The organism is Thiomicrospira sp. WB1 (assembly GCF_001507535.1).
In the GTDB taxonomy this organism is placed as follows: Bacteria; Pseudomonadota; Gammaproteobacteria; order Thiomicrospirales; family Thiomicrospiraceae; genus Hydrogenovibrio.
Map to the genome: position 1 here is coordinate 351719 of NZ_LQBN01000003.1, position 12417 is coordinate 364135.

General features: G+C 51.1%; 15 protein-coding genes. 11 read left to right on the forward strand and 4 right to left on the reverse strand.

The window, feature by feature from the left end:
• Positions 1-12 precede the first annotated feature (12 nt).
• Genes AVO41_RS10795 through AVO41_RS08780 form a run of 4 tightly spaced genes read left to right on the forward strand, consistent with a single transcriptional unit; the run spans position 13 to position 2579 of the window.
• Positions 13-1200, forward strand: a complete 1188-nt coding sequence (locus AVO41_RS10795) for a hypothetical protein (protein ID WP_068585731.1) — start codon at positions 13-15, stop codon at positions 1198-1200.
• Between the two features lie 18 nt (positions 1201-1218).
• A complete protein-coding gene (locus AVO41_RS08770; RefSeq protein ID WP_068585734.1) occupies positions 1219-1572 on the forward strand; it encodes a hypothetical protein in 354 nt (117 codons plus the stop codon).
• A gap of 24 nt (positions 1573-1596) precedes the next feature.
• The gene (locus AVO41_RS08775; protein WP_235584716.1) at positions 1597-2241 is read left to right on the forward strand and encodes an LPP20 family lipoprotein; all 645 of its coding nucleotides are present in this window, start codon (positions 1597-1599) and stop codon (positions 2239-2241) included.
• A gap of 41 nt (positions 2242-2282) precedes the next feature.
• Entirely contained in the window at positions 2283-2579 is a 297-nt protein-coding gene (locus tag AVO41_RS08780) for a DUF1328 family protein (RefSeq protein WP_068585739.1), read from the forward strand.
• A 117-nt stretch (positions 2580-2696) separates the two neighbouring features.
• On the opposite strand, the gene AVO41_RS08785 is transcribed toward AVO41_RS08780, so the two are convergent.
• The 4 genes from AVO41_RS08785 to flgA all read right to left on the reverse strand — a co-directional run bounded on the left by AVO41_RS08785 (position 2697) and on the right by flgA (position 5150).
• Positions 2697-3293 carry a PilZ domain-containing protein gene (locus AVO41_RS08785; protein ID WP_068585742.1) on the reverse strand — a complete coding sequence of 199 codons (597 nt, stop codon included), beginning with the start codon at positions 3291-3293 and terminating at the stop codon, positions 2697-2699.
• Between the two features lie 120 nt (positions 3294-3413).
• The gene (locus tag AVO41_RS08790; RefSeq protein WP_068585745.1) at positions 3414-3914 is read right to left on the reverse strand and encodes a flagella synthesis protein FlgN; all 501 of its coding nucleotides are present in this window, start codon (positions 3912-3914) and stop codon (positions 3414-3416) included.
• A 38-nt stretch (positions 3915-3952) separates the two neighbouring features.
• Positions 3953-4261, reverse strand: a complete 309-nt coding sequence (gene flgM / locus AVO41_RS08795) for a flagellar biosynthesis anti-sigma factor FlgM (RefSeq protein WP_068585749.1) — start codon at positions 4259-4261, stop codon at positions 3953-3955.
• Positions 4262-4391: 130 nt separating this feature from the next.
• Positions 4392-5150, reverse strand: a complete 759-nt coding sequence (flgA, locus tag AVO41_RS08800) for a flagellar basal body P-ring formation chaperone FlgA (protein ID WP_082676681.1) — start codon at positions 5148-5150, stop codon at positions 4392-4394.
• A 129-nt stretch (positions 5151-5279) separates the two neighbouring features.
• Between flgA and AVO41_RS08805 the strand changes: the two genes are divergently transcribed.
• From AVO41_RS08805 to AVO41_RS08835, 7 genes are all read left to right on the forward strand, one after another.
• The gene (locus AVO41_RS08805; protein ID WP_068585752.1) at positions 5280-6257 is read left to right on the forward strand and encodes a chemotaxis protein; all 978 of its coding nucleotides are present in this window, start codon (positions 5280-5282) and stop codon (positions 6255-6257) included.
• On the forward strand, positions 6257-7516 hold the full coding sequence (locus tag AVO41_RS08810) for a flagellar assembly protein T N-terminal domain-containing protein (RefSeq protein WP_068585753.1): 1260 nt from the start codon (positions 6257-6259) through the stop codon (positions 7514-7516). The genes AVO41_RS08805 and AVO41_RS08810 overlap by 1 nt, the downstream gene beginning before the upstream one ends.
• 345 nt (positions 7517-7861) lie before the next feature.
• Positions 7862-8266: a flagellar basal body rod protein FlgB gene (gene flgB, locus AVO41_RS08815; protein WP_068585756.1), complete on the forward strand. Its 405-nt coding sequence runs from the start codon at positions 7862-7864 to the stop codon at positions 8264-8266.
• An 11-nt stretch (positions 8267-8277) separates the two neighbouring features.
• Positions 8278-8688, forward strand: coding sequence for a flagellar basal body rod protein FlgC (gene flgC / locus AVO41_RS08820; RefSeq protein WP_068585759.1), 411 nt, complete (start codon positions 8278-8280; stop codon positions 8686-8688).
• A 10-nt stretch (positions 8689-8698) separates the two neighbouring features.
• A complete protein-coding gene (locus AVO41_RS08825) occupies positions 8699-9385 on the forward strand; it encodes a flagellar hook assembly protein FlgD (RefSeq protein WP_068585762.1) in 687 nt (228 codons plus the stop codon).
• A 72-nt stretch (positions 9386-9457) separates the two neighbouring features.
• On the forward strand, positions 9458-11353 hold the full coding sequence (locus AVO41_RS10875; protein WP_068585766.1) for a flagellar hook protein FlgE: 1896 nt from the start codon (positions 9458-9460) through the stop codon (positions 11351-11353).
• Between the two features lie 319 nt (positions 11354-11672).
• Positions 11673-12413, forward strand: coding sequence for a flagellar basal body rod protein FlgF (locus tag AVO41_RS08835; protein WP_068585769.1), 741 nt, complete (start codon positions 11673-11675; stop codon positions 12411-12413).
• The last annotated feature ends 4 nt before the right edge of the window (positions 12414-12417 follow it).

The window sequence follows — 12417 nt, forward strand, 5'->3', positions numbered from 1 at the left end:
AAGGACAGGCGTGTGGCGCAAGAAGACAATAGCATAGATCCCAATGATCTGGACAGCATTGACGCCCTGCTCGATGAAGCGGAGCTCGAAGCGGTGACCGCCGAGGAGAACGCGAATTCGGACGACGCGTCAGACGACGAGGCATCAAACGAACTGGACGACTTGCCTGCGGAGCCAGAACCCGAGCCTGAGCCAACGCCGGAACCTGAGCCGGAACCGGAACCAGAACCAGAACCAGAACCAGAACCAGAACCAGCTTCAGAGCCGGAACCAACGCCAGAACCTGAACCGGAATCCATGTCCGAACCTCAGACGGCAACCTCGAACAATGTCATGGATGACATTCCTGACCCGGATGCCTCCGACGACGCTGCAGAGCAACTGCTGAACCGGCGGGCGGCTCGACAGAAACAACAACAACCGAACTCAACATTGACGGTGACCCAGATGGAAGAACTCAAAAAACTGATCATTATTTTCGGCTCCATCATCCTTGTACTGGTGCTGGTGGGGATTGGTATCGCCACCTGGGGAGCGCTGTCAGCCGGACAGGGGCTGGGTGAAGAAAATCAAAATAAAATCGAAGACATTCATACGGCTGCAGGCGAAAACCTGATTGCCGCTAACACCAATAAAGAAAGTATTAAGAGCCTGGAGAAAAAGATTGACGCCGTCAGTTTTCAGGTGGAACAACTGACCCGCGATGTATTGGACGGTCAGCCAGCCCTGGCAAGCAATGATTTGAGTGACGCAGCGAGTGACAAGACCGGTGAACCGTCAAAATCCGATTCATCGGAGCAGGCAGCTCAGCAGTCAGCGCCACCCGGTCAGTCGGTTGCATTAAATGCGTCACAGCTCAATCAGTTGAGCGAACAGTTGGCACCCAAATTGACCCAATCGGTGGACCGGGTGAACTCCCAGGTCGTGGTCAGCCAGCGGCGCATTGCCGAAGTGAACCGTCGAGTCAAGTCTTTGCAGGCGCAATACAAGCAGCTATTGCAATCGGTGAAAACGGTGGAAAAAAATCAGGTTCAACGAAAAATCGAATCAATTCAGGCCAAAGAATCTGGCAAAGACGCCGATAAAAAAGACGGTAAAGCGGAAAAACCCAAAGGGGATGGATTGCATTCACCCAATCTCCCGCCGGACCGTTATGAATACCATGCGCCGGCCAGTCCTTATTTTGATGGCATGAACTAACAGGCCTTGGGAGGCTGTATGCAAGCATTCAAATCCATTTCAATTACCAGTGTGTTGGCGCTGGCGTTGCAGGGGTGTTCGTTGACGCCGCCTGAACCAAACGTGTTATTGCCCGCCGCTGCCGTGGTTGGGGCCTACAAATTGTATGAACACAATCAGAAAACAACCTATTACCAGCCCGACTACTATCAAACCAGTCAACTGGCCAAGTCGGCGGATGCCAGCGTTGAGTATCGGGTTGAGGAACTGCGTTGTCAGAAATACCCCAGTGCGTGTGATACAAGTCGTGCTGAGCAAGTCTTTCAGGAATCCGGGCAGCGCCTGGCTTCCGACAAAGACGTGAATGATCTGTTTGAAACACTGAGTTTTTAGAGAGACACTGACAGGAGAAACGTCATGACTATGAAACACCCCTTTCTGATGGCCACAACATTGGCGTGTGGACTTGCATTGGCTGGTTGTAGCCAGAAGCCGGTTCAACCCGCCCCAACACAACCTTCTGCCCAGACGGTTCAGCAGCAAGTGAATGCTGCGGTGGAAGCGCGCATGAAGGCGTTTGAGGCCGAGCAAAAAGCCAAAGCCGAATCGGTGCAGACACTTTATCAGGTTCCCAAAAGTGCAGTGGAGCCGGAACTGATCAAAGTGACCGGTGTGGGGTACGGTGCGGAAAGTACCTATGAAGGATTTACGGATGGGCAACGTCGTCTGATGGCGATTCGTTCCGCCAAACTGGATGCGTATCGTTCACTGGCTGAGCAGCTCAATGGGATCAAAATCGACTCCAATACAACCATTGCAACGCTGACCGCTCGTAATGACAGCTTTCGTGCACGTGTGAATTCCATGGTGCGAGGCGCTCGAGTGGTGAGTGTCACCCCAATGGCGGATCAAAACTATGAAACGGTGTTGGAAGTGTATATTGACCGAAGCTTCTTTGAAAAAGCATTTGTTTATAGCCACAACGAAGAAAAGCTGACCATGACCACTGAAGAGTTGTGTCATCAGATTAACTGCCATTCGTTAAGCAGTAAAAAACGCTGAGCGTTTCCAGGGCTTTAAATTGAGAGGCCTAAGGGGAGACTATGAAAAAGAAAACACTGGTGGTCGCCATTGTCGCAGCTATGTTCGGTTTTCAGAGCATTGCTCAGGCGGCAAGCATCAGCACGCGGGTGCGCATTTTGGAAAGCAAAGTGCAAAAGCATGCGCAGCTGATGGAACGACACCAAAAACAAAATCAGCAGTATCAGCAGCAGATGCAGCGCGGCTTAAGTGAAATGCGCGCGCTTAAACAGGAAATACAGGCAAAACTGGAGAAGTCGGAGGACCCCAGGCAGCGCTTACAACGGGGCAACGCGCCTTTGCGTTATACCTATCCTTAATGGGGGCGATCTGCTTTGCTTTATATTCCACCAAACCAAACAAAAAAGCGCTCAATTGAGCGCTTTTTTTGCACACTGGGACGATTCGCATAGGTGGTCAGGCTACGTTTCCTTGGGTTAGCCTTGATGACCATGAACACCGGTTGAACTATCCTTGTGGGCGTACTCAATTTCTTTGCTCTGAATAAAGTAAACCAGTTTGCGTCGGTCTTCCTCGGTCAGATTCAGATACTCCAGCGCAATGGTTTTGCTGCTGGGGTCATTGGTATCCGGGATGATCTTGACAATTTTGGCGCGCACCAGGATCGGGGACTCATCGGCCAAAGGCTGCAACAGCAGATCGACAAAATCAGTCTGTTCCACGTCTTCCTGCACTTTGAACGCCATGCCGCCGGCGCTTAAATTCACCAGACGCTGAGGAATGGCAGCGACCAGTTGTTTCTGGTCAATGGTTTGCAGCATGAAATTGATTTTGTTATTGAGAGCGCTCAATGCTGTGGCGACCAGACCGCTCTTTTGCCCGATTTCACCGATGACGTCCTGGATCTGCTGTTCCAGTTCTCCGAAATCTTCCAAAAAGTATTTTTCAATGTAGTTGGCATCGGGCTGATGCGGGATCGGGTTTTTTTCAGCGGCCTCGGCCGTGATGATGCGGTAGCTGCAGGGCAGCATCACATCGATGCGATAAAATGATCGGCTGTTACGTGAACTCATGCGCGTCTCTCTGATTATCCGAATGGTTTCATTATGACCGAATCACTAGCAATCACCAAGCCAAATCTTTGACACTCAGTGTGCATGGGAAGGTGAAAAATGACCAGGCCTGGTAAAAAATCAGGCTTTGCCCAAAGAGTTGTTGCCTTGCGAATAAGCCGATTTTTTCCCTTTGGGATCGTATGTCTGTGAGGATCCGGGTTGGCCGACCAGGGCCGAGATCAGTCCACTGTTGAGATTGTTCAGGGCCTGGATGGTCATGCCATTGCTAAGGTTCAATTGATGACAAGCTTCAGCCAGCTGATTCGCTTTAGTTAACTTATTTTGTAGAACCTCTGGCAGAGATTGAAAGGAATCTGATTGAATCAGTGAGTCAAGACTTTGATCCTGGTCTGGGCTGAGGAGCTGGCAAAGGGCGTGATGCGCCGGTTCGAGTTCGTCAAGTACCTGCGCTTTTTGTTGAGCAATGGACGTCAATGCGTCCGGATCATTGGATTTTAACAGGTCCGCTTCCTGCTGAAGCAGTTGTTGAAAGGCCTCCAGTTGCGCGTGCAGGGTTGTGAGCGAGCCGGTCAAAGTCTGCTTTTCCTGGGCGCTGAACTGTTTGGCCTTGTCTGGCATGGGGTGTCACCTGTTTAAAGGAAAACGATGCCCTGTTTTTAACGTGGGCTCAACATGTACTCGGTTTCCATGAGCTTGCTGGCAACCTGGTCGGCATCCACCTGGTAACGGCCTTCCTGAATGGCTGCTTTCAATTGCGCAATACGCTCACTGTTGTCCACTTCGGACGCCTGAACTTTGGTTTCCAGTTCTTTGACCTGAGTGGAAACGCCAGTCAGCGTGACTTTGTCTGACGCTGATGTTGAAGCGTTGGACGTTGTGCCGCCCGCGTTCTGTCGCTGTGCGTTCGACTGGTTGTCCAATCGATTGTTGTTTAATACATTCTGGTTGAGACTTTTGATGTCCATGACCGACTCCTAATGTTTCTGCTATTTTAAGCCTTTGGATCGAACTCTACAATTTTTATCGGCCGTTATCGGTAAACTTTACCTGATTTTTCGACTTTTTTAAGGCCTGCAAATGAGGACGATTTAGGGCTTAAGGCACTTTAACTGTGTTGGGAGCAATTACTATGCCTTTTATCACGGTATCCGAGGATAAGTTGCGTACCGGGACCTGTTGATTGAGCGTGGCGCTTTTCAATGCCATCCCGGCTGACTCCACCCGGATGTTGCCGATTTCGGTCACAATGTTGACAGGCTGGTCTTCAAACACCAGATAGGGCGGCTGGAGCTGGCGGGCAGTCAAGGTCGAGTTGGGACCGATGGCGCGCTTGGCACGCATGCCCACCACCGTCTCCAGGTCAATGATGGTGTCGCGTCGAACCCGGTTGTAAGGGATGTAATCAATTTTGACGTCCTGCTCACGGATCACGGCTTGTTTTAGAATGGCCCGGGTGGTTTTGACCACGGGTAACTTTCCGGTGATTTGTGCGGTGACATAAAATTGCCACTGTGGCGACTCGCACCGGACTTCGTAGGTTTTACGGCCCGCTTTTTTTTCTGGGCGTCGGTCGCGAATGGTGATCTCACTCTGGCATCGATCCAGTTTTAAACGGCTGGAGACTTCGCTGATGTCAATTTTGGCCTGATGCAAATGTCCATCCAGTTTGGTTTCGATGTCGGAACGGATGGCCTGATAAATGCGGGAAAAGTCCTGAACGGCTTGCGAATTGTCTGAGTTGGCAAAGGCTTTGCTAGAGGGCAGGGCAGTAACGATTCCCAGACAGATCCAACCTGTCAGTATCAGGAAAAGAGACCATCGACGGGTCGTGAGTCGGGAACCAAGACGCAACATGCGTGTCCTTTTGAATGGGCAAGCGGAGACACAAGCGTTTTTGTCTCCTCGGATTTGCGTTATATTATCGAACTATCAGAATGATTCCAACTCCGTCAAGGCGGACCGGGACTGAAAAAGGTGGCTTCCATGTCAAGTTTTTTGAAAGGCGTTGATCAACGAACCTCATTGGCGGGTATGAACCGCATGGAACTGTTGTTGTTCAAGATTCACGGCAATCAACTGTTCGGCATTAATGTGTTTAAGGTCAGAGAGGTGATTCGCACGCCTGAGATTTCGCCTGTGCCCAAGTCCGACCATCGTGTGGTGGGCGTGTCCGACATCCGTGGCCAGACCATGCCGATGATTGATTTGGCCAAGTCTTTGGATTTGCCGCCGGTCCCGGAAGACAAATACAGCGATTCTTTAACCATCGTGACCGAGTTCAACTCCTCGGTACAGGGATTTCTGGTTGAAGACGTGGATCGCATTGTGCATTTGCGCTGGGAAGACATTCTTCCGCCGCCGGACTCCCTCCAGAATGTGAATTATCTGACCGGCATTACCCGCGCTCAGGACCAGATTGTGGAAATCGTGGACGTGGAAAAAGTCCTGGCCGAGGTGTCGGGGCATCAGGAAGAAATGTCAGAAGAGTTTCTGCATCAGAATCAGGGCAAAACTGAAGGCGAAAATTTCTTTGTGCTGGCAGCGGATGATTCGGTGGTGGCGCGTAACCAGGTGAAAACGACCCTCGAAAAACTGGGCATCAGCAGTAAAATCGTCACCAACGGGCGTCTGGCGCTGGATTTTTTGAAGAAATGGGCCGACGACGCCGACAAAGACATCGCGCCGCCAGTCTCGGAGCGGATCTTAATGGTGATTTCCGACATCGAAATGCCGGAAATGGACGGTTATACCCTCACCACCAATATTCGCAAAGACCCACGTTTGGCTGATTTGTATGTCATCCTGAGCTCGTCGCTCAGTGGCGGCTTTAACGAGTCTCTGACAGAGAAGGTCGGCGCCAACAAATTCATGTCCAAATGGCACCCGGAAGAGCTTGCCCAAACCATTATTGACCGCATTGAAGTCGTGAAAGCACATCGACAGGAAGAGGCCGCCTCCTGATGAAACGATGGGGTCGTCTGGCGCAGGCCGTGTGTCTGGCACTGGGACTGATTGCCTCCATAGGGGCTCAGGCAAAATGCGTGGTGGTCACAGGCGTGGCCACACTCGATGGCAAACCGGAAGCCTTTGCCCGTCAAATGGCGATTCGTGATGCGCTGAAACAAGCCACCATGATGTCGAATGTCAAAATTTCTTCCAATCAACGGGTAGAAAATTACCAACTCAAATACGACCGCACGCGTTTCAGCTCTCAGTCTAAGGTCAAGGACTATTTGATTGTGGAAGAGGGCGTGGAACCGCCACGCTTTGACGATCTGTTCGACCAGGACGGCAACGAAATCCGCGACCCCAAAGAGCTGGAAAAGTTAAAACTGTATCAGGTCAAAATGGAAGTCTGTCTGACCGAAGACCCTCAGGCCTGCAGCAAAACCCCTGGCAATCATCTTCAGGCCAAACTGGCGGTCGCACCGGTGGTGACCACCGACGAATACGAAGCCCGCGACATCCGACGCCTTTTGCCCGGCTATCAGCAGGAGATTGTGCGGCGTTTGCGCGAAGCCGGTTATCAGAACCTGGAGCAGCTGGACATGGCCGCTCCCATTGATACACGGGGGGTGGTGCGTCCCAATCTTGACCGTGAGCGCATTGAAGCCATTCGGGAACGCACCGGCGCTCAATATGTGATGCTCACCGTCATACGTTCCTTGTCACGAGGCAATAACGACCCTGGTATCTGGAACGACATCAAGCGTGAATACAACCTGGAAGTCAAACCCAACACCCGTTTTATTGAAGTGGAAACCTACCTGGTAGATCTGGTGGCGCGCAAGCAGGTATGGCAAAAGCGTCATGGTTTCAACATTGAAGGCGATGTCACGGTTGGGCGTGACAAGCCGTTTGGTACCAGCGCGTTTTTCAATACCGACACAGGGATGGTGTTTCACCGTCTTTTGCATGAACAGGTTCAGGATGTGTACCATGAAGTCAAGTGCAAGCCTTTGACTTCACGCATTATTGACATTCGGGATGACCAGTATGTGTTGTTCCTATCTTCGGAATCCGGAGCTCAGCCCGGCGATCAGCTTTCGGTTTATCGCCTGGTCGGCCGGCCCATCCGCTATCAGGGCATTGAACTGGGTACCGATACCCAGCCAGCCGGTTTCATCGAAATCCAGCGCATTCAGTCCCGCTTTGCCATCGCCAAGCTGGTGAGCGAAGAAGAGCGCATTCAAATCGGTGACCTGGTCAAGAGTTGGTAATCTTGACGGTTTTTTGACACAGGCCGGGATGCGTTTTTGACCAGGCCTGCTCTCCTCCCTCTCTCTTTGACATCGGATTTGTTTCTTTCTACTGTGCGCACCCTGCTTCGGGCAAAAGTTGCCTGTTTTGGCGGCGGCGCTGCATTTTTTGCCGCTTTTTTTTAAAAAAATGCTAAAGAAATTGATCAACCGGCCGATAGCGGTCGCTTTTGCAAAGCTTTAGTTTTTCTTTCGTCTTTTTGGCACCGTCGTTGCTTAGTGTCTTTACAAAATAATAATAAATCGTTGCAGCAGGTTTGAAAAAAGCCTCAGCTGTCATTCACCAGAAAAACAAAGGACACGATCATGGACTCAATCTTTGGTGTTCACGAACAGGCGCTCAATGTCCGCACGGCCCGACAGAAGCTGTTGGCAAACAACCTGGCCAACCAGGATACGCCCAACTTCAAGGCGCGTGACATCGATTGGCGGGCGCAAATGAAGCAGGCGTCAGACGAGCTGAGCATGAAGCCCAGTGGCAAGCCGGATATGCAGCGGACCCACAGTAGTCATATTGCCGGGTTTGCGGAGATGACCACCGACAGTTTTGTTAAATACCGTCAACCGACGCAACCGGCGCTGGATGGCAACACGGTGGAAGCCCACATCGAAAAAGCGCAGTTTATGGAAAACTCCATGCAGTATCAGGCCACACTGGAGTTTATCAACAGCAAGATCAAAGGCATCAAAGGTGCCTTGGGCAGCCAATAAGGAGGTAGTCCATGTCAATGTTTCCAACGCTTGATATTTCCGCCAGTGGGATGCATGCCCAGACGGTGCGTTTGAACACCGTGGCCTCCAACATGGCCAATGTCGACAGCATCAGCTCCAATGCCGAAGAAACCTATCGCGGCAAGCAGCCGGTGTTTGAGACGATTCTGGATGATCAGACCGGCGAACCCAAAGGGGGCGTACGGGTGAAAGACATCGTCGAAAACGAAGCGCCGCTGAAAATGGAATACAACCCCAATCATCCGATGGCGAACGACGAGGGCTATATTTTTCGCCCTAACGTCAATGTGGTGGAAGAAATGGCCAACATGATGAGCGCCCAGCGCAGTTATGAAACCAATATCGAGGTGCTCAACACCTCAAAACAGCTGATTCTTCGTACGATTCAGCTTGGGAAATAGGAGGTGACACATGGCACAACTTCCCATTAGCAGTGAGCAGAACACGGATTATGTCAAAGCGATGCAACAGGCAACCAATGCCAATCGCAATGCGCCGGACAAAGAACTGGGACAAGCCGATTTCCTGCGCTTGCTGACCACGCAGCTGCAGAATCAGGATCCGAATAAACCCATGGATCCAACCAACTTTGTCACGGACCTGACCCAGATGAGTCAGCTCGAAGCGACCAATAAAATGAACAGCTCTATGCAGGCGATGACCGCCGGGTTCCAAAGCATGCAGGTGATGCAATCGGCCGCCTTGATTGGCAAGAATGTTCAGGCCGAAGGCGACCAGATGTCGCATGAAGAAGGGCAGGTTTCTCAGATTCGTATGGAGCTGGATCAACCGCTTGAGGACGTTACCATCGTGATCACCGACAAAAACGGCCCGGTGCGTGAACTGTTCCAGGATGACTTGAATGCGGGTGAAAAAATAGTGGACTGGGATGGTAAAGACAGCTCAGGCAATCCGATGCCCAGCGGCGAATACACTTTGACTGTGTATGGTTCGGACGAAGAAGGCGAATTGCAATCCATTGACACCATCGTGCCTTCTCAAGTGCGTTCCATATCATTAAGTGATGAGGGCACGATGAAAGCCACGCTGGCCACAGGTGAGCGGGTTGACCTGAACAAAATTCGTGAAATCAGTTAATTAATCCAAACAAACATAAAAAGACAAACGTTTAATGCTCAGATATGAGCGGCTAAACACAAGGAGACAATCATGGGCTCAGCATACGATTTAACAGCCGTTAGTGGGATCAACGCCGCATCCAAAGGCTTGGGGGTGATTTCCAACAACCTCGCCAACGCCCAAACCGTGGGGTTTAAAAGCTCACGAGCGGAATTTTCCGATATGTTCTATGGTGCGCAGAACTCACCCGGTAACGGTGTGCGTGTGGAAAGCATTACCCAGGATTTTACCAACGGGACCATTAATGACACCGGCCGCGATCTGGATATGGGCATCGACGGCGAAGGGTTCTTTGTGCTGGAAGATAAAACCGGTCGTTTTGATAATGTCTTTACCCGAAATGGTTCTTTTAAACTGGACAAAGAGGGCTATTTGACCTCTCAGAACGGTAATAAGGTCCAGGGGTATCTGTTGAACGAAGAGCTTTCAACCGAGACCAATCCGGTGTTTTACACCACACTGGATTCGATTGATATGGATGAGTTGAACAAGCGCCCTCGACCCACCGATGAAATGACGTTTGACATCAATCTGGACGGTCAGGAAAACCCTAACTTTGACCCTGACGGGGACGATGTGCAGCAGGTGATCAATGATGTGACTCGTGACTCGGGGGATGCCCTATACAACTTTCTGGTGACGCCTGCCTCTCAGGGTGGTTTTTCCGGTGTGGCGCTGACCAATGCGGAAGCGCGCTCGACGGTCAATGCCCAGTTATCCGGGTTTGATCTTGGATCGGTGATCAATGGTACGGGATCGATTGGTTCCGCCATTCAGGCAGCGAGCCAGGCCATTGATGCACTGGGTAATGGTTTGACCAACGGCGCGGGGTCTGCCAGTCTGGGGTCTGCCATTGCCGGCTCCACCGCCGGACGCTGGGGGGCCAAGATACTGAACTCCGGTTACAGCTCCATGATTAACAACGTCAATAATATGTTGAAATTGACCAACCCGGAGCAAAATGGTGAATACGGTGGCTTCCCAGATTTTACTACCAACAAAATCATCCATGATACGTTGGGCGGGGAGCATCGTGTTACGACGAATTTCTACAAGCGAGATGTGGTCGAGGCCAGCTCAGCGTCCAATGACTTGAACGAAAAATACACGTCATGGATGGTCCAGTACACCATTGAAGATTTTAACCAAGAAACCGGAGAGTGGGAGACCAGTGGTCACCGCGTTGACGATGCCGGTAACCCCACAGACGATGCCGGGCAAATCTTTGAAATGCGCTTTGATACCAACGGGGACTTGATCGACATGCGTCAGCCCACCACGGCGGCACCCGATTTGGATAACCCTGTCTACAGTAAAACCATTTTGAATGATACAACGGTGATTGGTCCGGGTGAAGCATTGCAAAGCGCCACCAACGTGACCCCAGGCTGGGTTAGCATTGGTCGATCCAGTCCGATTGAGTTTGTGATCGACGCGCCATTGACTGGGGCTCAGGACCCACTTGGTTCAGAAAACGTTCAGCAGCGTATTGCGTTGGATGCCGATTTTACGGAGATGACTCAGTTCGCTGGGGATTATAATCTGAGGGGGGTGACTCAGAATGGTTACAACGTCGGTGACCTCGTTGGGGTGACCACCAGTTTGGACGGTGTGATTGAGGCACGTTATTCCAATGGGCGCTCGGTGCCGATTGCACAGTTGGCTCTGGCAAACTTCAATGATAAAAACGCCATGGAAAAACTGGGCGGTCAGACCTATGCCGAAACCTTCAGCTCTGGTGCTGTTCAGTTAGGCACGCCGCAGAATAATGGCTTTGGTACGGTCAATGCCGGGACCTTGGAGTATTCCAACGTTGATACCGCCGGGGAACTGGTCAATATGATCCAGACACAGCGCACCTATCAGGCCAGTGCTCAGGTGATTCAGACGTCACAGACATTGACACAGACTATCCTGCAGCTCTAAGTAAGAAACTCTGGACGGTCAATGAATGAAGCCGGTTTGTTTTCAAACCGGCTTTTTTTGTTTGCACGCCCGCTAATGATGTTATCGGCCATTTTTTTTAGGCTTTAGCATAAATTTTTTCTACTTTTGGCACGGGAGGTGCTAAGTAACTGTTGAGCGAGTGATTGAAGCAACAAAGTTTTGACACTGGCTCAGCAATGAACGCTAAAACACAAGGGAACTTGACACACGCAATATATAAATATACGTGTCATTATCAGACTGGCAGGTTTCATTTCTTGTCAGTCTCTTTTTCGAATTTTTAGACCGGAGATCAGGTATGGATCGGATGTTATATGTGTCGATGAGTGGGGCCAAAGAAGCCATGCTTTCTCAGGCCAATAACTCCAATAATCTGGCCAATGCGAACACGGATGGGTTTAAAAAAGATTTTAACCAGTTCCGTGCACAGCATATGGATGGCCCGGGTTGGCACACCCGTACCTATTCTCTGGACGAGCGTCCGGCCACCGATTTTACACCGGGGCCGGTCAAAGTCACTGGGCGAGATCTGGATCTCATGACCAAGGAAAACGGGTTTATGGCGATCCAGGCCCCCGATGGCACCGAAGCATTGACGCGATCGGCGTCGATGCAGGTGACACCGGCAGGCGATCTGGTGGATGTCAAAGGCAATCCGATTCTAAATGAAGGCGGAGCGCCGATTAACATCCCACCCCATAAATCATTGCACATCGGTGATGATGGGGCCATTTCGTTTATTCCAGCGGACGCCCCCAATAATTTGCCGGTTCTGTTGGATCAGGTTCGTCTGGTGCAACCGGATGTCCAGCAATTGCGAAAAGGCGAAGATGGTTTCGTTCGTTATCAGGGTGAAGAGGGGCTGGATCAGGCACCGATTCGAGTGGTCAGCGGCGCACTGGAGGGCAGCAATGTCAACACGGTGGAAGCCCTGACCAATATGATCGAACTCTCACGTAAATATGAGATGCAGGTCAAGATGATGAGCACTGCCAAAACGCACAGTGAACGCTCAGACAGCATTGTGAAGCTGTCCTAATCGT